Source organism: Mycobacterium sp. NGS62, from assembly GCF_059812285.1.
Window position 1 is genome coordinate 91,847 of sequence record NZ_JCALCK010000001.1, and the last position, 21,159, is coordinate 113,005.

At 66.6% G+C, this 21,159-nt stretch carries 20 protein-coding genes and 2 riboswitches; of the genes, 18 read left to right on the forward strand and 2 right to left on the reverse strand.

Annotated elements, in window-relative coordinates:
• Positions 1 to 19: 19 nt before the first annotated feature.
• From AC5Y49_RS00445 to AC5Y49_RS00455, 3 genes are all read left to right on the forward strand, one after another.
• The gene (locus AC5Y49_RS00445; protein WP_499883880.1) at positions 20 to 946 is read left to right on the forward strand and encodes a sterol desaturase family protein; all 927 of its coding nucleotides are present in this window, start codon (positions 20 to 22) and stop codon (positions 944 to 946) included.
• Positions 947 to 984: 38 nt separating this feature from the next.
• Complete coding sequence (locus AC5Y49_RS00450; protein WP_499883881.1) at positions 985 to 1,587, forward strand: LysM peptidoglycan-binding domain-containing protein; 603 nt, start codon at positions 985 to 987, stop codon at positions 1,585 to 1,587.
• A gap of 120 nt (positions 1,588 to 1,707) precedes the next feature.
• The gene (locus tag AC5Y49_RS00455) at positions 1,708 to 2,409 is read left to right on the forward strand and encodes an Rv1815 family serine proteinase (protein WP_499883882.1); all 702 of its coding nucleotides are present in this window, start codon (positions 1,708 to 1,710) and stop codon (positions 2,407 to 2,409) included.
• On the opposite strand, the gene AC5Y49_RS00460 is transcribed toward AC5Y49_RS00455, so the two are convergent.
• Positions 2,403 to 2,846 carry a nitroreductase/quinone reductase family protein gene (locus AC5Y49_RS00460; protein WP_499883883.1) on the reverse strand — a complete coding sequence of 148 codons (444 nt, stop codon included), beginning with the start codon at positions 2,844 to 2,846 and terminating at the stop codon, positions 2,403 to 2,405. The genes AC5Y49_RS00455 and AC5Y49_RS00460 overlap by 7 nt on opposite strands.
• A 113-nt stretch (positions 2,847 to 2,959) precedes the next feature.
• Here AC5Y49_RS00460 and AC5Y49_RS00465 point away from each other — a divergent pair, with 113 nt between their 5' ends.
• From AC5Y49_RS00465 to AC5Y49_RS00475, 3 genes are all read left to right on the forward strand, one after another.
• On the forward strand, positions 2,960 to 3,646 hold the full coding sequence (locus tag AC5Y49_RS00465) for a TetR/AcrR family transcriptional regulator (RefSeq protein WP_499883884.1): 687 nt from the start codon (positions 2,960 to 2,962) through the stop codon (positions 3,644 to 3,646).
• Positions 3,647 to 3,738: 92 nt separating this feature from the next.
• The gene (locus AC5Y49_RS00470) at positions 3,739 to 4,239 is read left to right on the forward strand and encodes a VOC family protein (RefSeq protein WP_499883885.1); all 501 of its coding nucleotides are present in this window, start codon (positions 3,739 to 3,741) and stop codon (positions 4,237 to 4,239) included.
• Positions 4,236 to 5,684, forward strand: coding sequence for an FAD-binding protein (locus AC5Y49_RS00475; RefSeq protein WP_499883886.1), 1,449 nt, complete (start codon positions 4,236 to 4,238; stop codon positions 5,682 to 5,684). Before AC5Y49_RS00470 ends, AC5Y49_RS00475 begins: the two co-directional genes overlap by 4 nt.
• Before the next feature lie 83 nt (positions 5,685 to 5,767).
• Here the strand turns inward: AC5Y49_RS00475 and AC5Y49_RS00480 are convergent, their stop codons facing one another.
• Entirely contained in the window at positions 5,768 to 7,681 is a 1,914-nt protein-coding gene (locus AC5Y49_RS00480; RefSeq protein ID WP_499883887.1) for an ABC transporter ATP-binding protein/permease, read from the reverse strand.
• Between the two features lie 157 nt (positions 7,682 to 7,838).
• Here AC5Y49_RS00480 and AC5Y49_RS00485 point away from each other — a divergent pair, with 157 nt between their 5' ends.
• The 12 genes from AC5Y49_RS00485 to gcvP all read left to right on the forward strand — a co-directional run bounded on the left by AC5Y49_RS00485 (position 7,839) and on the right by gcvP (position 21,158).
• Entirely contained in the window at positions 7,839 to 9,473 is a 1,635-nt protein-coding gene (locus AC5Y49_RS00485) for an acetolactate synthase (RefSeq protein WP_499883888.1), read from the forward strand.
• A gap of 102 nt (positions 9,474 to 9,575) precedes the next feature.
• Positions 9,576 to 11,900 (forward strand): accessory Sec system translocase SecA2, encoded by a 2,325-nt coding sequence (secA2, locus tag AC5Y49_RS00490; RefSeq protein ID WP_499883889.1) that lies wholly within the window; start codon positions 9,576 to 9,578, stop codon positions 11,898 to 11,900.
• A 72-nt stretch (positions 11,901 to 11,972) separates the two neighbouring features.
• Positions 11,973 to 12,575, forward strand: a complete 603-nt coding sequence (locus AC5Y49_RS00495) for a CDP-alcohol phosphatidyltransferase family protein (RefSeq protein WP_499883890.1) — start codon at positions 11,973 to 11,975, stop codon at positions 12,573 to 12,575.
• Positions 12,562 to 13,473 carry a DUF881 domain-containing protein gene (locus AC5Y49_RS00500; RefSeq protein ID WP_499883891.1) on the forward strand — a complete coding sequence of 304 codons (912 nt, stop codon included), beginning with the start codon at positions 12,562 to 12,564 and terminating at the stop codon, positions 13,471 to 13,473. Before AC5Y49_RS00495 ends, AC5Y49_RS00500 begins: the two co-directional genes overlap by 14 nt.
• A gap of 49 nt (positions 13,474 to 13,522) precedes the next feature.
• On the forward strand, positions 13,523 to 13,855 hold the full coding sequence (locus tag AC5Y49_RS00505) for a small basic family protein (protein ID WP_065012866.1): 333 nt from the start codon (positions 13,523 to 13,525) through the stop codon (positions 13,853 to 13,855).
• Between the two features lie 16 nt (positions 13,856 to 13,871).
• A complete protein-coding gene (locus AC5Y49_RS00510; protein ID WP_499883892.1) occupies positions 13,872 to 14,702 on the forward strand; it encodes a DUF881 domain-containing protein in 831 nt (276 codons plus the stop codon).
• 25 nt (positions 14,703 to 14,727) lie between these two features.
• A complete protein-coding gene (gene gcvH / locus AC5Y49_RS00515) occupies positions 14,728 to 15,123 on the forward strand; it encodes a glycine cleavage system protein GcvH (protein WP_499883893.1) in 396 nt (131 codons plus the stop codon).
• A 157-nt stretch (positions 15,124 to 15,280) separates the two neighbouring features.
• Positions 15,281 to 15,754 carry a glycogen accumulation regulator GarA gene (garA, locus tag AC5Y49_RS00520; RefSeq protein ID WP_065012869.1) on the forward strand — a complete coding sequence of 158 codons (474 nt, stop codon included), beginning with the start codon at positions 15,281 to 15,283 and terminating at the stop codon, positions 15,752 to 15,754.
• A complete protein-coding gene (gene ftsR, locus AC5Y49_RS00525) occupies positions 15,754 to 16,497 on the forward strand; it encodes a transcriptional regulator FtsR (protein WP_499883894.1) in 744 nt (247 codons plus the stop codon). The genes garA and ftsR overlap by 1 nt, the downstream gene beginning before the upstream one ends.
• A gap of 108 nt (positions 16,498 to 16,605) precedes the next feature.
• Positions 16,606 to 17,100, forward strand: coding sequence for a bifunctional nuclease family protein (locus AC5Y49_RS00530; protein WP_499883895.1), 495 nt, complete (start codon positions 16,606 to 16,608; stop codon positions 17,098 to 17,100).
• Positions 17,101 to 17,327: 227 nt separating this feature from the next.
• Positions 17,328 to 17,960, forward strand: a complete 633-nt coding sequence (locus AC5Y49_RS00535; protein WP_499883896.1) for a MerR family transcriptional regulator — start codon at positions 17,328 to 17,330, stop codon at positions 17,958 to 17,960.
• A gap of 112 nt (positions 17,961 to 18,072) precedes the next feature.
• Positions 18,073 to 18,170, forward strand: a riboswitch (glycine riboswitch).
• Positions 18,171 to 18,294, forward strand: a riboswitch (glycine riboswitch).
• A 32-nt stretch (positions 18,295 to 18,326) separates the two neighbouring features.
• Positions 18,327 to 21,158 carry an aminomethyl-transferring glycine dehydrogenase gene (gene gcvP / locus AC5Y49_RS00540; RefSeq protein ID WP_499883897.1) on the forward strand — a complete coding sequence of 944 codons (2,832 nt, stop codon included), beginning with the start codon at positions 18,327 to 18,329 and terminating at the stop codon, positions 21,156 to 21,158.
• Position 21,159: the final 1 nt, after the last annotated feature.

Here is a 21,159-nt window from a genome sequence, read left to right on the forward strand (position 1 = left end):
AAGGCATATGGTGTCTGCTGTGGATGCGATCGCGGATTTCCTGGCCATGCTGCCGGAGCAAATGCGCGACCCGGTGTTGTTCGCCATCCCGTTTTTCCTGTTGCTGTTGATCCTGGAATGGACGGCGGCGCGCAAGCTCGAACACATCGAGCGGTCCGCTCGGCCGGCATCCGGGGCCTACCTGGCCCGCGATTCGTGGGCCAGCATCTCGATGGGGCTCGTCTCGGTCGCCACCACCGCCGGCTGGAAGTTCCTGGCTCTGCTGGGCTATGCGGCGATCTATGCCTACCTGGCGCCATGGCACCTGCCCGCGACCCGGTGGTACACCTGGGTCATCGCGATCCTCGGTGTTGATCTGCTGTATTACTGCTATCACCGCGTCGCCCACCGGGTCCGGCTGATCTGGGCCACCCACCAGGCCCACCACTCCAGCCAGTATTTCAATTTCGCGACCGCCCTGCGCCAGAAGTGGAACAACAGCGGCGAGATTCTGATGTGGATACCGTTGCCGCTGTTGGGAATTCCACCGTGGATGGTTTTCGTCAGCTTTTCGGTCAGCCTGATCTACCAGTTCTGGGTGCACACCGAGCGGATCCACACGATGTGGCGGCCTATCGAATTCCTCTTCAACACGCCGTCACATCACCGGGTGCACCACGGCATGGACCCCGAATACCTCGACAAGAACTACGGCGGGATCCTGATCATCTGGGACCGGCTGTTCGGCACGTTCCGGCAGGAAACGTTCCGTCCGCATTACGGGCTCACCAAACAAGTCGACACCTACAACATCTGGACGTTGCAGGCCCACGAATATTTGGCGATCGTCCGCGATCTGCGCTCCGCGACAGGGGTGCGTGACCGGTTGGGCTACCTGTTCGGGCCGCCTGGGTGGGCACCGCGCACCGCGCGCCCAAGCGATGTCGGGTCGCCGGCGCTCACCTGACCGGGAGCCGGCCCTGGCCCGGCGAGAAGGGAAATGCAGTGGGAGACACGCTGACCGAGGGGCAAAAGCTGGTCAAAGGGGAGTCGCTCACTTCCCGGAATGGGGCCTACACCCTGACGTTGCAAGACGACGGCAATTTGGTGCTGGTGGCTGGCGGCGAGGCACTGTGGTCGACGGGTACCAGCGGCCAGGACGCCGTGCGCGCCGAGGTGCAACGCGATGGCAACTTTGTCCTCTACACCGCCGACAAGCCCGTGTGGCACAGCGACACCAAGGGCAAGAAGAACGTCCGGCTGGTGCTGCAAGACGACCGCAATCTGGTGCTCTATGCTGCCGACGGCCCGGCGTGGTCGACCAAAACCGAAACCGCCGAGCAGCCGACACCATCGCCGGCGGATGAGCCGCCCGCACCGGAGGTGACGACCGCTCCTGAAGAACCGGTTCCCGCACCGGAACCCGAGCCGACGCCGCCGGCGCCGCAACCCGAGCCGCAGACCTACACCGTCGTGGCCGGGGACACCCTGTGGGCCATCGCGGAGCGCTTCTACGGCGACGGCAGCAAATACCAGGTCATCGCCGACGCCAGCGGTATCTCCAATCCCGACCTGATTCAACCCGGCCAGGTGCTGACGATTCCCTGATATCAGGCTGGTTGACGATACCGCCGTCAGAGGCGATTCGACTGCGCTAACGTTTGACAGCACTACGCCGATAACCTCACCAGCGGCCAGCACCAAGCGGGCCCTGACGGATCGGAGTCTATGGTGCGCCGCCAAGCCACCCGCGTGTTCACCGCGGCCGTCGCTGCCACAGCGCTGGCGGCCGGGCTGCCGTCGACGGTGGTCCACGCCGACCCTGTGCCGGTTTTTCCGGGCATGGAGATTCACCAGGGCGGTCAGCTCTGCACGTTGGGCTACGTCGACCCCGCGCTGCGGGTCGCCTTTACCGCCGGTCATTGCCGCGGCGATGGCCCGGTGACCGATAAGGACAACCGTGTCATCGGCAGCCTGGCGACGTTCCGGGACAACACCCCCAACGGCGCGACGGTCGCCACCGATCAGCCGATCACCGACTACGAATCGATCGTGTTGGCCCCCGACGTCATGGCGAACAATGTCCTGCCGAGCGGGCGCCCGCTGGAGTCGGATCCGGGATTGGCCATCAAGCCCGGTGACGCGGTGTGCCATTTCGGTGTCGTCACCGGCGAGAGCTGCGGGACGGTCGAAAGCGTCAACAACGGATGGTTCACCATGGCGCATGGTGTGGTCAGCCAGAAGGGCGACTCCGGCGGGCCGGTGTATGTGAACAATGCCGCCGGGCCGGCCCGGATCGCCGGGATCTTCAACAGCACCTGGGGCGACTTTCCCACTGCGGTGTCCTGGCGGGCCACCTCGCAGCAGGTCCTCGAGGACGTCAAGGGACACCCGGCGGCGGCAGCGCTTGCCAAGCTCGCCAGTCAGTGACGCGCCAGGGCGAAGACCGGGATCTCCGGCGCCGCGGCGCGTAACTGCTGTTCATCGGACTCCGGAGTGAGCCCGGCCATGTGCCCCTTGACCTCCCAGTACCACCTGTCCAGATAGCGCCGCAGGAGCTCGGGCTTGTCGACGTCGGCCAGCTCGGTTGCCCGGGCGCGCCGCCGATGCCAGCGCGGCCCGATGTCGAGTGCGCCCGCGGCGCGCACGTTACGGACCCACTGGGTGTTGCCGCGCGGCGACACCAGATAGTCGACTCCATCGACGGTCAGCACATTGACCACCACGCTGCGGGGTTTTCCGCTTGTGCGTCCCCGGACCCGTAGGGCACGGGTGCCGGCAATGCTGACGCCCAGGTCAGCCAGTCCGCGAATAAGCCCGTTGGCGGCGCGGGCCGCCCGGTTCGGTTCGTCGTAGCGCACCGACATGACCTGTCCTCCTGCCTCGATTTACTTTGAGAGCACCGCTCTCTTAGCTGACTTTGCCGTACCGGGTCTGAAAAAGCAAGAGCGGTGATCTCTGTTGTGTCAGACTTGCCCGAATGGGCAAAAGGCGCGAAGCGCGCGAACGTATCGAGGCGCAAATCCTCGAACTGGGCCGCCGACATCTGGTGGATTACGGCGCGGCCGGTTTGTCGCTGCGCGCCATCGCGCGTGACCTGGGCATGGTGTCCTCGGCGGTGTACCGATATGTGTCCAGTCGCGACGAGCTACTGACGCGGCTGCTCGTCGACGCCTATTCCACGTTGGCCGATGCCGTCGACCGCGCCCGCGTCGCCGACCCCGAGGTGTGGAGCGACGATGTGCTGGCGATCGCGCACGCCGCCCGCCGATGGGCGATCGCTCACCCTGCCAGCTGGGCGCTGCTGTACGGCAGTCCGGTGCCCGGCTATCACGCCCCGGCCGAGCGAACGGTTGGTCCAGGTACCCGGGTGGTCGGCGCGTTGTTCGACGCGGTCGCCGCAGGGATAACGACCGGCGACATCGTTTTGAGGAATGGCGCTGCACCGCAACCTGTATCGGCTGACTTTGACCGTCTCCGGCACGAGTTCGGTTTTCCCGGCGACGATCCCGTCGTCGCCAAATGCTTCGCGATCTGGGCCGGCCTGGTGGGCGCGATCAGCCTTGAAGTGTTCGGACAGTACGGCTCGGACACGCTCACCGATCCCGAGGCGGTGTTCGACTCCCAGGTCCGGCTGCTGGCCGGTCTGCTGAAACAGCAGAATTAGAACGCGTTCACACGCGCTTGCCCAGCCGTGGCAGCGCGGGCGGTGGCAACATCTTTCTTGCGAGCGGCGACGCTGGGCTATTCTGCGAAGCGATGAGCTTTCCCGTGCAATCGCCGGTCCAGATCGCTTGGGTGACCCACGACCTGGACGCCACCGAAACAGCTCTCACCGGCCTATTAGGCGTCAAGAAGTGGTTCCGGATGCCCGAGGTGCATTTCGCCCCGGACACCTGCAGCTACCACGGCGAGCCCGCCGATTTCGTCGCCAGCATCTCGTTGAGCTACCTCGGCGACATGCAGCTGGAGCTGATCGCGCCGGTCCGCGGACCGAATATCTATAGTGACTTTTTGCGGGAGTGCGGGCCAGGCCTGCACCACATCTGCGTCGAGGCCGACAGCACGGAAAGCTTTACCGCGATGATCGCCGAAGCCGACGCGCAGGGCGTGTCCGTCGTTCAACAGGGCACGATGCCGGGCGGCATGCGGTTCGCGTACCTGTCCGCACCGCAGTCCGGAGTGCCGTTCGTGGAGATCGCGTACATCAGTGACGAGATCCGGCAGTTCTTTGACTACATGAAACAGGAGCAGCAGTGAGCACGCAGATACCAGCAACGGTCAACACGAACGACGTGACCTCCTGGTCGGATGACGTCGACGTCGTGGTGGTGGGTTTCGGGATCGCCGGCGGCTGTGCGGCAGTCAGCGCGGCGGCCGCCGGTGCCCGGGTGCTGGTGCTGGAGCGCGCCGCAGCGGCGGGCGGCACCACCGCAATGGCCGGCGGACACTTCTACCTCGGCGGCGGAACCGCGGTTCAGCAAGCAACCGGACACCCCGACTCGGCCGACGAGATGTTCAAGTATCTGGTCTCGGTGTCACGTCAGCCCGACCACGCCAAGATCCGCTGCTACTGCGATGGCAGTGTCGAGCACTTCAACTGGCTGGAGGACTTGGGTTTTCAGTTCGAGCGCAGTTATTACCCGGAAAAAGCGGTGATTCAGCCCAACACCGAAGGCTTGATGTACACCGGCAACGAAAAGGTCTGGCCGTTCAAGAATCAGGCCGTACCCGCGCCGCGCGGACACAAGGTGCCAGTGCCCGGCGACACCGAAGGCGCCAAGCTGGTGATCGACCTGCTGCTCAAGCGGGCCGAAAACCTCGGTGTGCAAATCCGTTACGAAACCGGCGCCACGGCGTTAGCGGTAGACGAATCGGGCGCGGTGTCCGGGGTGCTGTGGAAGCAGTTCGCCGAAACCGGTGCCATCCGGGCCAAGTCGGTGATCCTGGCCGCCGGTGGCTTCGTGATGAATCCGGAGATGGTGGCCACCTACACGCCCAAGTTGGCCGAGAAGCCGTTCGTGCTGGGCAACACCTACGACGACGGGTTGGGCATCCGGTTGGGGGTCTCGGCCGGTGGCGCCACTCAGCACATGGACCAGATTTTCATCACCGCTCCGGCGTATCCGCCGTCGATCCTGCTTACCGGACTCATCGTCAACAAGCTCGGCAAGCGGTTTGTTGCCGAAGACTCCTACCATTCGCGCACATCGGGTTTCGTCATGGACCAACCCGACAGCGCTGCGTTTTTGATCGTCGACGAGGCCCACCTACGGCATCCCCAGGTGCCCCTGGTCCCGTTGATCGACGGCTGGGAGACGGTATCGGAAATGGAAGCGGCGCTGGGTATTCCGCAGGGCAATCTGGTCGCGACGCTGGATCGCTACAACGAGTTCGCCGCCCGCGGCGAAGATCCCGACTTTCACAAGCAGCCGGAATTCCTTGCGCCGCAAGACAACGGGCCGTGGGGCGCGTTCGACCTGTCGCTGGGCAAAGCCATGTATGCCGGCTTCACCATCGGCGGGCTGGCGACCTCAGCCGACGGCCAGGTGCTGCGGGAGGACGGCACGGTCGTGGCCGGCTTGTATGCGGCCGGAGCCTGCGCGTCCAATATCGCCCAGGACGGCAAAGGCTATGCCAGCGGCACCCAGTTGGGCGAGGGGTCGTTCTTCGGCCGCCGCGCCGGAGCGCACGCGGCGAGCTAAATCTTTGGGGCGCGAGCGTGCGTGTCCCAGGTCGACACGCCGCGTCGAAACCCGTTTTTGCGCACCCTCGCGGCAGGGCCGCGCTACACGCGCGCCGGCTCTTCGTCGACCGGGCCCAGCCGCCACTGGCCTTCGCCGAGCAGTTGCAGGCGCTGATCGTGATGCGGCTCAACCGTGCTGCGGTGGCTGACGCTGACGACGATGGTGTCCGGCAACTCTTGACGCAACAACTGATACATTGCCAGCTCGAGCCCCTCGTCCATCGCCGACGTGGCCTCGTCGAGAAACACTGCCTTGGGCTTGGTCAACAGAACGCGCGCGAATGCAACCCGCTGCTGCTCGCCGGGTGAGAGCACCTTGGCCCAGTCCTGGTCCTCGTCGAGGCGATCCACCAGGTGCGGCAGCACCACTTTGACCAACACGTCGCGCAGCGCGTCGTCCGGGATCTCGTTTGCCGAGGCGGGGTAGGACACCACCGCCCGCAGATCGCCCAGCGGCACATACGGCAGCTGGGACAGAAACATCGTGTCGTTCGCGCCATCCGGCCGTCGCAAAGTCCCGGATGCGTAAGGCCACAACTCCGCAAGACTGCGCAGCAGAGTTGTCTTCCCACTGCCCGACGGACCGGTGATCACCAACGCGTCACCCACCGACAGGTGCACGTCGAGGGAATCGATGAGCTGGCTGCCGTCCGGCGTTCGCACCTCGACGCCCTCGATGTCGACCGAAGCATCGACACTCGGTGTGGTGAGAATCTCAGGCAACTCACGTGCTTTCTCGTCGGCGTCGACCAGGCCGTGCAACCGAATGATCGCCGCCCGGTAGCTGGCGAACTGGTCATAGGCGTTGCGGAAGAAGGACAGCCCGTCGTGAATGCTGCCGAACGCTGTTGCGGTCTGGATGACGTCGCCGAACTTGATCTGTCCGGCGAACAGCCGGGGCGCCTGGAGCACCCAGGGCAATGGAACGATGGCCTGGCTCACCGACAGATTCCACCCCGTGAAGCCGATCGTCCGGTTCACGAATCGCAGGTAGTTGTCGATGATCAGCCGGAACCGGTGGGACAGCTGCCCGCGCTCGGCCCGCTCGCCGCGATAAAAGCCGACGGCTTCGGCGGCATCGCGCACGCGCACCAGCGCGTAGCGGAAGGCGGCGTTGGTGAGCTCGTTGCGGAAACTGAGCCAGATCAGCGGCCGGCCGACCCAGAACGCAATGACGCTAACCACCAACACGTAGAGGATGACGATCCAGAACATGGCCCTGGGCATGCTCACACCGAACACGGTCAGCGTGCCGGACAGGTTCCACAGAATGGCCGTAAAGGAAACGACCGACAGCATCGACTGGACCCCGCCGAACAGCAACGTGCTCCCGGTGCTGTTGGACGGCACGTTAGGCGTGGCTCCCACCCCGGCCGTGAATACGTCGATGTCCTGCTGGATACGCTGGTCGGGATTGTCGATCGTGGCATCAATGAATCGGCCACGGTAGTAAGACCGCCCGTTCAGCCAGTCACCGGAGAGCCGGTCGGTCAGCCAGATCCGCCACGCGACCATGAAGCGCTGGGTTAGATAGATGTCGAGCATCACCCGCATCACATGTAGCACCGCCATGATGCTGAAAATCAGGATCGACATCCAAAAGCCATGCACCCCAGACTGTTTCACGTCATCGTCGTGGGTGGCCATGCCTTGCACGGCGGTTTGTATGGACGAGTTCAGATCATTGGCCTGGTAGCTGAACAACACATTGAGCCGCACGGCAATCACCACCGAGAGCAGCAGGATGCCCAGCATCAGCCACACGGGGATGCTGTGGCGGCCGGTGAAATAGCCGCCGGTAATCCGCCAGAATTGGTGGCCCCACGGCGTGACAAACCGCAGCGCCACAAGCACGACGACCACGCACGCCGCGCTGATCACCCACGCCAGCCCCACCCATGACAACGAATCGACCAGGGCACGCCCCCAGTCGATGGACGGCTTGAACAGCTCCACGGTGTGTGCCTGTCTCTTGGATCCCTGCCCAGCGTCCGTCGAACGCCGGCCTGACGAAACTTTCCCGGCGAAGCTACCGCAGCCGCGGCCAGGTCTGTTGGCGACGACCCGCTGCACTCGGCTCCGCCGAGCTTGCGTTCGCCGCTAGGCTCGCCGGGTGAGCATCGACGCTGCCACCACCCTGCCTGCCGGCCGACTCATCGCGCGCCGGCTGAAAGCCAGCGGGATCGACACGATCTTCACCTTGTCAGGTGGCCACCTGTTCTCCATATACGACGGCTGCCGCAGCGAGGACATCCGGCTGATCGACACCCGCCACGAGCAGACCGCGACCTTTGCCGCCGAAGGCTGGTCGAAGGTGACCCGGCAGCCCGGGGTCGCCGCGCTGACCGCAGGTCCCGGCGTGACCAACGGAATGAGCGCAATGGCCGCCGCGCAACAAAACGCATCCCCGCTGTTGGTTCTTGGCGGTCGGGCACCAGCGCTGCGGTGGGGCATGGGATCTCTGCAGGAAATCGATCATGTCCCGTTCGTCGCGCCGTTGGCCCGGTACGCGGCCACTGCACAGTCGGCCGACACGGTATGCGGGCTCATCGACGACGCGCTGCGGGCTACGGTCGCGGCGCCGTCGGGAGTCGCGTTCCTCGATTTCCCAATGGATCACGTGTTTTCCGAAGCCGCCGACGACACCCGGCCGGGCGCGCTGACCGACCTGCCGGCCTCACCGCCGCCCGACGGCGACGCGCTCGAGCGGGCCGTCGGCCTGCTGGCCGAAGCGCAGCGTCCGGTCATCATGGCCGGCACCAACGTGTGGTGGGGTCACGCCGAAGAAGCGTTGCTGCAGCTGGTGGAGCAGCGGCGGATCCCGGTGCTGATGAACGGAATGGCCCGCGGCACCGTACCGGCCGACCATGACCTGGCGTTCTCGCGAGCGCGCTCAAAAGCCCTGGGGGAGGCCGACGTTGCCCTGGTCGTCGGTGTGCCGATGGATTTCCGGTTGGGCTTCGGCGCGGTGTTCGGCGAGAAGACGCAGCTGATCGTGGCGGACCGGGCCGCACCGGACCGCAAGCATCCCCGACCCGTCGCGGCCGCGCTGTACGGCGACCTGACGGCGACGTTGTCGGCGTTGAGCGAGGGCGCAGCGAGCGACGACGACTGGATCACCGATTTGCGTGCGGCCGAGACGGCGGCACGCGGCCGGGAGCAAGCCGACTTGGCCGACGACCGAGCCCCGCTGCACCCGATGCGGGTATACGCCGAACTGGCGCCGCTGCTGGACCGCGACGCGATTGTCGTCGTCGACGCCGGTGACTTCGGTTCCTATGCGGGCCGGGTGATCGACAGCCATGTTCCGGGCGCCTGGCTCGACAGCGGCCCGTTCGGCTGCCTCGGCTCGGGTCCAGGTTATGCACTGGCGGCCAAGCTGGCCCGGCCCGACCGCCAGGTAGTGCTGCTGCAGGGCGATGGCGCGTTCGGGTTTTCCGGCATGGAGTGGGACACCCTGGTCCGGCACGGCGTGCAGGTGGTGTCAGTCGTCGGCAACAACGGGATCTGGGCTCTGGAGAAGCATCCGATGGAAGCGCTGTACGGCTATTCGGTGGTGGCCGAGTTGCGCCCGGAAACCCGCTACGACGAGGTCGTGCGTGCGCTGGGCGGGCACGGTGAGCTGGTGTCGGCGCCCGGCGAGCTGCGGCCCGCACTGGAGCGGGCGTTCGCCTGCGGGCTACCTGCCGTCGTCAACGTGCTCACCGACCCCGACGTCGCCTACCCCCGCCGCTCCAACTTGGCCTAACCGCCGGCGGCGAAGGTGCGCATTTGTACGCCAACGACCGGCGTGTCGCGGACAAACACGCACGCTCGCGCCGCGCGGGAGTCGTCCGCGTACCGTTGATCTGTGCCCAAGACGACCAGCGCCCAGCCGAGCCGCCTGAGCAGCCGATTCTGGCGGCTGCTGGGTGCCAGCACGGAAAAGAACCAGAGCCGATCGCTTGCCGAGGTCACCGCCTCCTCGGAGTACGACAAGAAGGCCGCCGATCTCGACGACGAGCAGCTGCGCAAAGCCGCCGGCCTGCTCAAGCTTGACGACCTCGCCGCCTCCGCCGACATCCCGCAGTTTCTGGCGATCGCCCGCGAAGCCGCCGAACGGTCCACCGGGCTGCGGCCTTTCGACGTGCAGTTGCTGGGCGCGCTGCGCATGTTGGCCGGTGACGTGATCGAAATGGCCACCGGTGAGGGCAAAACCCTGGCCGGGGCGATCGCCGCAGCCGGATATGCGCTGGCCGGGCGGCACGTTCACGTCGTCACGATCAACGACTACCTGGCTCGCCGCGACGCCGAATGGATGGGTCCGCTGCTCGATGCGCTGGGCTTGACCGTCGGCTGGGTCACCGCCGAATCGACGGCCGAACAACGCCGGGCGGCCTATACCTGCAACATCACCTACGCCTCGGTCAACGAGATCGGCTTCGACGTGCTGCGCGACCAGCTGGTCACCGACGTCGACGACCTGGTGTCGCCGAACCCCGACGTTGCGCTGATCGACGAGGCCGACTCGGTGCTGGTCGACGAGGCGCTGGTACCGCTGGTGCTGGCCGGAACCACCCACCGCGAAACTCCGCGGGTGGAGATCATCCAACTGGTTGGCGAACTGCGGGCGGGCGACGACTTCGACACCGACGCCGACAGCCGCAACGTGCATTTGACCGATGCCGGGGCGCGCAAAGTCGAAAAGGCGCTCGGCGGTATCGACCTGTACTCCGAGGAACATGTCGGCACCACACTCACCGAGGTCAACGTCGCACTGCACGCGCACGTGCTGCTGCACCGCGACGTGCACTACATCGTCCGCGACAACGCGGTACACCTGATCAACGCCTCCCGGGGGCGCATCGCGCAGCTGCAGCGCTGGCCGGACGGCCTGCAGGCGGCGGTGGAAGCCAAGGAGGGCATCGAGACCACCGAAACCGGCGAGGTGCTCGACACCATCACCGTGCAGGCGCTGATCAACCGGTATCCGACGGTGTGCGGCATGACCGGCACCGCGCTGGCTGCCGGTGAGCAGCTGCGCCAGTTCTACAAGCTCGGGGTCTCACCGATTCCACCGAACACCCCGAACATCCGCGAAGACGAAGCTGATCGGGTCTATATCACCGCGGCGGCCAAGAACGACGCAGTCATCGCGCACATCACCGAGGTGCACGAGACCGGGCAGCCGGTGCTGGTCGGCACCCGCGATGTGGCCGAATCCGAGGAGCTGCACGAGCGGTTGCTGCGTCGCGGCGTGCCCGCGGTGGTGCTCAACGCGAAAAACGACGCGGAGGAAGCCCGGGTGATCGCCGAGGCCGGCAAGCTGGGCACGGTCACGGTGTCCACCCAGATGGCCGGGCGCGGCACCGACATCCGGTTGGGCGGCTCCGACGAGTCCGACCACGAAAAGGTCGTCGAGCTGGGCGGGCTGCACGTGATCGGCACCGGCCGGCACAACACCCAACGTCTGGACAATCAGCTGCGTGGTCGCGCCGGACGGCAGGGCGACCCGGGGTCGTCGGTGTTCTTCTCCAGCTGGGAGGACGATGTCGTCGCCGCCAACCTCGAGTCCAACAAGCTGCCGATGGATACCGACGACGACGGGCGCATCACCAGCTCCAAGGCGGCCGGCTTGCTGGACCACGCCCAACGGGTTGCCGAGGGCCGGATGCTGGATGTGCACGCCAACACCTGGCGCTACAACCAGTTGACCGCCCAGCAGCGCGCCATCATCGTCGAGCGCCGAAACACGTTGCTGTCCACCGCAACTGCGCGCGAGGAGCTGGCCGAGCTGGCGCCCAAGCGCTACCAGGAGTTGTCCGAGACGCTCTCCGAGGAGCGCTTGGAGAAGATCTGCCGGCTGATCATGCTCTATCACCTGGACCGCGGCTGGGCCGACCATCTGGCGTATCTGGCCGACATCCGCGAGAGCATCCACTTGCGGGCGCTGGGCCGGCAAAATCCGCTCGACGAATTTCACCGGATGGCCGTCGACGCGTTCGCGTCGCTGGCGGCCGATGCGATCGAAGCCGCCCAGCAGACCTTGGAGACCTCGCCGACCATCGAGGACGAGCCGGGAATCGACCTGTCGAAGTTGGCGCGGCCCACCTCGACCTGGACCTACATGGTCCACGACAACCCGTTGGCCGACGAGACACTGTCCGCACTCAGCCTGCCCGGGATATTCCGCTGAGTCGGATGGCGGCGACCCGCGGCGTCCGGCTTCGCCGCCCTTGCGATCGCCGCTGAGCTAAGGTCACCCCTCATGACCCCCGGGCCGGCGCATGACCGGGTGCTGACGGTACCCAACGCACTGAGCGCCATCCGGCTGGCGCTGCTGCCGGTCTTCGTCTATCTGCTGCTGGCTACCCACGCCGACGCCTGGGCGGTGGCCATCCTGATGTTCACCGGCGGGTCTGACTGGGCCGACGGCAAAATCGCCCGGCTGCTGGACCAGTCCTCCAAGTTGGGGGAGCTGCTGGATCCGGCGGTCGATCGGCTCTACATGGTGACGGTTCCGATCGCGTTCGGGCTGCGTGGACTGGTGCCGTGGTGGATCATCGCCGCGCTATTGGCACGCGACGTACTGCTGGCGCTGGAACTGCCTCTGCTGCGCAGCCGGGGCTTTACCGCGCTCCCGGTGCTTTACGTCGGCAAGGCCGCGACATTTGCGCTGATGTCCGCCTTTCCGCTGATCCTGTTGGGCCAGTGGGACGCGCAGTGGAGCCGGATCGTACTGGCGTGCGGGTGGGCCTTTTTGATCTGGGGCCTGTACATGTACCTGTGGTCGTTCGTGTTGTACGCGGCCCAGATTGTGGTGGTGATGCGCCGAATGCCCCGGGTGGAGTCTCGAGGTGCCAGTGGCTGACCAGACGCTCGGCGGCTACGACCCCAATGCCGGTCGCAACGTCCACGAGGCGGGCCGACCGCGCCTCATTCCGGTGCCGTCGCTGCTGCGTGCCCTGCTCTCGGAGCATCTGGACCCTGGCTATGCCGCGGCGGCCGCCGCGCGTGAACGCTCCGGCGGCCGGGCCCGCGCCGCCGACTGGCTGTGGCAAGCGTTGGCGGCGTTGCTGGTGGCGCTGGTGTTCGCCGCCGCGGTCGCCCAAGCCCGATCGGTCGCGCCCGGTGTCAGCGCCGCCCAGCAGGTGCTGTTGCGCAACGTGCGTACCGAAGAAGCCTCCACCAACGGGCTGGCCGCGCGCCGCAATGCGCTGGCGGCACAAGTCGACGACGTTCAGCACCGCGCGCTCGTCGACGACGCCGAGGGCCGCCGCCTACTGGCCAGCCTCGACGCGCTCAGCCTGGCCGCCGCCACCACCGCGGTCACCGGCCCCGGTCTGAGCGTGACGGTGACCGACCCGGGCGTCGGCCCGAATCTCTCCGACGTGTCCAAGCAGCGGGTGGCCGGCAGCCGGCAGATCATCCTCGACCGCGACTTACAGCTCGTGGTCAACTCGTTGTGGGCGAGTGGCGCCGAGGCGATTGCGGTCGGCGGCGTCCGGATCGGGCCAAACGTGACCATCCGGCAGGCCGGCGGCGCGATCTTGGTTGACAACAATCCGATCGCCAGCCCGTACCCGATCCTCGCCGTGGGGCCGCCGCGCGCGATGCAGGATGTCTTCAGCCGCAGCCCCGGACTGCACCGCCTACGGTTGCTGGAGACCTCCTACCGCGTTGGCGTCGACGTGAGTGCTCGCGACGAGCTGAAGCTGCCCGCCGGGGCGGTCCGAGATGTCAAGTTCGCCAAACAGATTGGGTCTTAGTGGCAGAATTTCGTGTTACGAACGATTCCGGGACCGAAGAGAGACTGCGATGATCGGCATCGCGGCGTTGATCGTCGGCATCGCGCTGGGTTTGGTATTTCATCCCAGCGTCCCCGACGTGATCCAGCCGTATCTGCCGATCGCCGTCGTCGCCGCGCTGGACGCCGTGTTCGGCGGGCTGCGCGCCTATCTGGAGCGAATCTTCGATCCGAAGGTGTTCGTGGTGTCGTTCGTGTTCAACGTCTTGGTGGCCGCGCTGATTGTCTACGTCGGCGACCAATTGGGCGTCGGGACACAGTTATCCACGGCGATCATCGTGGTGCTGGGCATCCGCATCTTCGGTAACGCCGCCGCGCTGCGACGCCGCTTGTTCGGAGCCTGATAGGTAGCGGACCGAGATGAGCGACCAATCAGCACCTCAGGGCAGCGACGCCGAATCCGGCGACGCGGCCCAGCACGGCCGGCACGAACTGCCGCCGCATCGTCCCCGCCCTGAGATCGGCAACCTGCAGCCGCGCGGCCTGACGGGGATGCTGCGGCGCGGCCGTACGGTGTTCGGCGCGTTGGCGGTGCTGCTGTGCCTGCTGCTCGGTGTCGCCATCGTCACCCAGGTGCGCCAGAACGAATCCGGCGACGCGCTGGACACCGCCCGACCGGCCGATCTGCTCGTGCTGCTGGACTCGCTGCGGCAACGCGAAGCCACGCTGAACACCGAGGTGGCCGAACTCCAGCGCACCCTGAGCGCACTGCAAGCCTCGGGCAGCAGCGACCAGGCCGCCATCGAAAACGCGCAGGCCAGACTGGCCGCGTTGTCGATCCTGATCGGCACCGTCGGCGCCACCGGCCCCGGGGTGACAGTGACGATCGACGACCCCGGGCCGGGCGTCGCTCCGGAAGCGATGCTCGACGTGATCAACGAATTGCGCGCCGCCGGCGCTGAAGCCATCGAGATCCGCAACGCTGCGCAGGCTGTGCGGGTCGGCGTCGACACTTGGGTGATCGGCGCCCCGGGTGCGCTGACCGTCGACGGAAAAACCCTGACGCCGCCGTATTCCGTTCTGGCCATTGGTGATCCACCGACGCTGGCCGCGGCGATGAATATCCCGGGCGGCGCCGTCGACAGCGTCAAACGGGTCGGCGGCACCATGTCGGTGCAGCAGGCCGACCACCTGGACGTCACCGCCTTGCGGCAGCCGAAACCCCGCCAATACGCTCAGCCTGTCAAGTGAGCACCCGAGAAAGAACAGGACAACCGTGAGCGAAATCCCGCCCGACCTGCACTACACCGCCGAACACGAGTGGATTCGCCGCACCGGCGATAACACCGTGCGGGTGGGAATCACCGACTTCGCGCAGTCGGCCCTTGGCGACGTGGTGTTCGTGCAGTTACCCGACGTCGGTACGGATGTGGCCGCGGGCGAATCATTCGGCGAGGTGGAATCGACCAAGTCGGTGTCGGATCTCTACGCGCCTGTTTCAGCGAAAGTCGTTGCGGTCAACGGCGATCTGGAGTCCAGTCCGCAGCTGGTGAACTCCGACCCGTACGGCGCCGGCTGGCTGTTGGACCTCGAGCTCGACGGCGCGGCCCTCGAGCAGGGTTTCGCCGAACTGCTGGACGCCGAGGCCTACCGCGGCTCACTGACCGAATGAGGCCTTGTTATCGTCCGACTCAGCCGCCGATCCGGCGGTGGTGGGCACATTGCGGACCCGTGCGCGGTACGGTCGACACATCGACCGTCATGCCGGCGGGAAACCGGTCGAACGGGCCCGATCAGACAACGCCACAGCGGCCAGTGAGGAGCAGCGGGTGACGGAAAAGGACAACGACCAGACTTCTGACGAAGTCACCGTGGAGACGACATCGGTCTTCCGCGCCGACTTCCTCAATGAACTGGACGCTCCCGCACAAGCGGGCGGCGAGAGCGCGGTTTCCGGCGTCGAAGGACTGCCGGTCGGCTCGGCCTTGCTGGTCGTCAAACGCGGACCCAACGCCGGGTCCCGCTTCCTGCTCGACCAGGCAACGACTTCGGCGGGCCGGCATCCCGACAGCGACATCTTCCTCGACGACGTCACGGTGAGCCGGCGGCACGCCGAGTTCCGGTTGGAAAGCGACGAGTTCCACGTCGTCGACGTCGGCAGCCTCAACGGCACCTACGTCAACCGCGAACCAGTGGACTCGGCCGTGCTGGCAAACGGCGACGAAGTCCAGATCGGCAAGTTTCGCCTGGTGTTTTTGACCGGCCCCAAGGCCGGTGACGACGACGGGAGTCCGGGAAGCTAGTGACCGCACCCGATACCCCCGCCCTGGCCGGGATGTCGATCGGGGCGGTCCTGGATCTGCTCCGGCCGGACTTTCCGGATGTGACGATCTCCAAGATTCGCTTCCTGGAGGCCGAGGGCCTGGTCACGCCGCAGCGGGCCGCCTCGGGGTATCGCAGGTTCACCGCCTACGACTGCGCGCGGTTGCGCTTCATCCTGACCGCGCAGCGCGATCACTATCTACCGCTGAAGGTGATCAAGGCGCAGCTGGACGCTCAGCCGGACGGTGAGTTGCCGCTCTCCGGATCGCCTTATGGCGTACCGCGATTGGTGCCGGTGGCCGGCAACGGGGCGGCCGGTACCGGAGCAGACCCGGCGGCGGTCGGGCCGACCAGCGTTCGGCTGAGCAGGGAAGACCTGCTGCAGCGCTCCGCCGTGGACGAGGAGCTGTTGACGGCGCTGCTCAAGGCGGGAGTGGTCACGACCGGCCCCGGCGGGTTCTTCGATGAGCACGCCGTCGTGATTCTGCAATGCGCCCGGGCGCTTTCCGACTACGGTGTCGAACCTCGTCACTTGCGGGCGTTCCGCTCGGCGGCAGACCGCCAATCCGATCTGATCGCGCAGATCGCCGGCCCCCTGGTGAAAGCCGGCAAGGCCGGCGCCCGGGACCGTGCCGACGACCTGGCGCGCGAGGTCGCCGCCCTGGCGATCACCTTGCACACCTCGTTGATCAAGTCGGCCGTGCGCGACGTTCTGCACCGCTGAAGGACTAGACTTTCCACGACAGCTTGTGTTCGGCGGCTTGGTCTTCCACCGCGGCGTCGAGCCAGGTCTGAGTCGGACACGGCGGTAGGTTGCGGAGGGCAGTCACAGATGGGTGAAGTTCGCGTCGTCGGCATTCGCGTCGAGCAGCCGCAGAACCAGCCAGTGCTGTTGCTGCGGGAGGCCAGCGGTGACCGCTACCTGCCGATCTGGATAGGCCAGTCCGAAGCTGCCGCGATTGCCCTGGAGCAGCAGGGTGTCGAGCCGCCACGTCCACTGACTCACGATCTGATCCGGGATCTGATTGCTGCGCTTGGGCATTCACTCAAAGAAGTGCGGATCGTGGACCTGCAGGAGGGCACCTTTTACGCCGACCTGATTTTCGACCGCAACATCACCGTGTCGGCGCGGCCGTCCGACTCGGTGGCCATCGCGCTGCGGGTCGGGGTGCCGATCTACGTCGAGGAGGCGGTGCTCGCCGAGGCGGGTCTGCTGATACCGGACGAGAACGACGACGAGCCCGCCACTGCTGTCCGTGAGGACGAGGTGGAGAAGTTCAAGGAATTTTTGGACAGCGTGTCGCCCGACGATTTCAAGGCGACTTAGCCGCTGGCCGTTGCCGGCCGCATCAACATCACGGATGCGTCTCATCTGGGAGTTCGACGTCGACACGCCCGGTGGATAGCGGGGAGCGACTGTCGCGGCGGCCATACTTTGATGTCGAGGGCGAAGACGACAGCGCGTCCAAACGCGTATGCTCACAAGCACTCGGCCTGAGCAAACGCGGCTGCCAGGCAGCCACCGAACGAGCGCGATCGGCGAGAGGAAGCATCGTGGGCGATCAACCGCGTCAGGACCAGTTGGACCTCGGGTCTGGCCTCACGATCGGAGACGACGCCACAACGCATCCCGACGCGCCGAGCGAACCAGTGCAAGGCGGCCTGTTTCCCGATGACTCGGTGCCCGACGAGCTAGTGGGCTATCGCGGCCCGAGCGCCTGCCAGATCGCCGGCATCACCTACCGCCAGCTGGACTACTGGGCCCGCACCTCGCTGGTGGTGCCCTCGATTCGCAGCGCGGCCGGATCCGGCAGCCAGCGGCTCTACTCGTTCAAGGACATCCTGGTTCTCAAGATCGTCAAACGACTGCTCGACACCGGAATCTCGCTGCACAACATCCGCGTCGCGGTGGACCATCTGCGTCAGCGTGGTGTCCAAGATCTGGCCAACATCACGCTGTTCTCCGACGGCACCACCGTCTACGAGTGCACGTCGGCCGAAGAGGTCGTCGACCTGTTGCAGGGCGGCCAGGGCGTGTTCGGCATCGCCGTGTCCGGTGCGATGCGTGAGCTGACCGGCGCTATCGCCGACTTCCCCGGCGAGCGCGCCGACGGCGGCGAGTCCATCGCCGCGCCGGAGGACGAGTTGGCGTCCCGGCGCAAACACCGCGACCGCAAAATCGGCTAACACCCCCCTTCTTCGCGACCGTGCGTGTCCCCGGTCGACACGCCGCGCCGAAAGCCGGGTTTGCGCACCCTCGCGCCGGGCGTGACCGCCCCGGTAAACTGGGCCCCGCATCGCCCCTCATGCGGGAGAGTTCCGTGACGGCCAGCCACGGACGCCGAAGGAGCAATACCTCTCCGTCAACCTCTCAGGCACCCGGACCGCGCGAGACAACGATGCCTCTGGAAAGCGGTGAAGACCCGTAGCGGGTGATCACCCGCCGATGGGGAAAGGCGCCGCCAGCAGGCAGCGCTGAATCTCTCAGGCGCCCGATGCGGGTAGCGACAGAGGGAGAGGAACACCGTCCTCTGCCCATGTCAGGAGTCCCGAGTGTCCGACTACACGAATCCGCGTTTCGCCGACCGGCACATCGGTCCCGACAGCGCGGCGATCGCCACGATGCTCGACGTCATCGGCGTCGGGTCACTCGACGAGCTGGCCACCAAAGCGGTGCCGACCGACATTCTCGACGCGCTCACCGACTCCGGTGCCGCCCCGGGCCTGCACCGGCTACCGCCCCCGGCCACCGAGGCCGAAGCGTTGGCCGAGCTGCGCACGATGGCCGACGCCAACACCGTCGCGGTGTCGATGATCGGCCAGGGCTACTACGACACGCACACCCCGCCGGTGCTGCTGCGCAACATCATGGAGAACCCGGCCTGGTACACCGCGTACACGCCCTATCAGCCGGAGATCAGCCAGGGCCGGCTGGAGGCGCTGCTGAATTTCCAGACCATGGTCGCCGATCTGACCGGCCTGGAACTGGCCAACGCCTCGATGCTCGACGAAGGCACCGCGGCCGCCGAGGCAATGACGCTGATGCACCGAGCGGCAAAAGGCAACGTCAACCGGTTGGCAGTCGACATCGACCTGTTCGGCCAGACCGCCGCCGTGCTGGCCACCCGCGCCCAACCGCTGGGCATCGAGATCGTCACGGCCGACCTGCGCGACGGGTTGCCCGAAGGTGAGTTCTTCGGAGTGATCGCCCAGTTACCGGGCGCCAGCGGCCGGGTCACCGACTGGGCCGCGCTGATCACCGAGGCGCACGAGCGCGGCGCGCTGGTCGCCGTCGGCGCTGACCTACTGGCCTTGACCCTGATCACTCCGCCCGGCGATATCGGCGCCGACGTCGCCTTCGGCAGCAGTCAACGCTTCGGTGTGCCAATGGGTTTCGGCGGCCCGCATGCCGGATATCTGGCCGTGCATGGCCAGCATGCCCGTCAGCTGCCCGGCCGACTGGTCGGCGTGTCGAAAGACGCCGACGGAGCGCCGGCCTACCGCTTGGCGCTGCAGACCCGCGAACAACACATCCGCCGCGACAAAGCGACCAGCAACATCTGCACCGCCCAGGTGCTGCTGGCGGTGATGGCCGCGATGTATGCCAGCTACCACGGCGCCGATGGGCTGACCGGGATCGCCCGCCGCGTGCACGGCCACGCCGAAAAGATCGCCGCCGCACTGGGCGATGCGTTGGTGCACGACAAGTACTTCGACACCGTGCTGGCGCGGGTTCCAGGCCGCGCCGACGATGTGATCACCGCGGCGAAGGCCAACGGCATCAACGTGTGGCGCGTCGACGACGACCACGTCTCGGTGTCCTGCGACGAAGTCACCACCGATGACCACGTGGCCGCGGTGCTCGAGGCCTTCGGCGTCGAGGCCGCCGAGCCGGTCTGCGCCGGCATCGTGACCCGCACCTCGGAGTTCTTGACGCATCCGGCCTTCACCCGGTACCGCACCGAGACGTCGATGATGCGATATCTGCGCGCGCTGGCGGATAAGGATGTGGCCTTGGACCGCAGCATGATTCCGCTGGGTTCCTGCACGATGAAACTCAACGCCGCCGCCGAGATGGAGCCGATCACCTGGCCGGAATTCGCGCGCCTGCATCCGTTCGCCCCGCCCGCCGACACCGCCGGAATCCGTCAACTCATCGACCAGTTGGAGACCTGGCTGGTGCAGCTCACCGGCTACGACGCAGCTTCGCTGCAACCCAACGCCGGTTCGCAGGGCGAATACGCGGGCCTGTTGGCGATCCACGCCTACCACGCCAGCCGCGGAGAACCGCACCGCGACATCTGCCTGATTCCGTCCAGCGCGCACGGCACCAACGCCGCGTCGGCCGCGCTGGCCGGACTGCGGGTGGCGGTGGTGGCCTGCCGGCCCAACGGTGACGTCGACCTCGACGACCTGCGCGCCAAAGTCAGCGAGCACGCCGAGCGGCTCTCCACGCTGATGATCACCTACCCGTCCACCCACGGGGTGTACGAGCACGACATCGCCGACATCTGCGCGGTTGTGCACGACGCCGGCGGGCAGGTGTACGTCGACGGCGCCAACCTCAACGCGCTGGTGGGGTTGGCGCGGCCCGGCCAATTCGGCGGCGACGTCAGCCACCTGAACCTGCACAAGACGTTCTGCATCCCGCACGGCGGCGGCGGTCCCGGCGTCGGACCGGTAGTGGCCCGCTCACACCTGGCGCCCTTCCTGCCGGGCCATCCGCTGGCGCCGGAACTACCGCCAGGCCCGCCGGTGTCGTCGGCGCCCTATGGGTCGGCGTCCATCCTGCCGATCACCTGGGCCTATATCCGGATGATGGGCGCGGCGGGGCTGCGCGCGGCGTCGCTCACCGCGACTGCCTCGGCCAACTACATCGCCCGCCGGCTCGACGAGTACTACCCGGTGCTCTACACCGGCGAGAACGGCATGGTCGCCCACGAATGCATCCTTGATTTGCGACCGCTGACCAAGGCCACTGGCGTCACCGTCGACGATGTCGCAAAACGCTTGGCGGACTATGGTTTTCATGCACCCACCATGAGTTTCCCGGTGGCCGGCACGCTGATGGTCGAGCCCACCGAAAGCGAAAGCCTGGCCGAGGTGGATGCATTCTGCGAGGCGATGATCGCCATCCGCGCAGAGATCGACCGGGTCGGCGCAGGGGAGTGGCCGGTGGACGACAACCCGCTGCGCGGCGCACCGCACACCGCCGAATGCCTGCTGGTGGCCGAGTGGGATCACCCCTACACCCGCGAAGAGGCCGCCTATCCGCTCGGCAAGGCATTCCGGCCCAAGGTGTGGCCGCCGGTACGTCGCATCGACGGCGCCTACGGCGACCGCAACCTGGTCTGCTCCTGCCCGCCGGTGGAGGCATTCGCCTGAC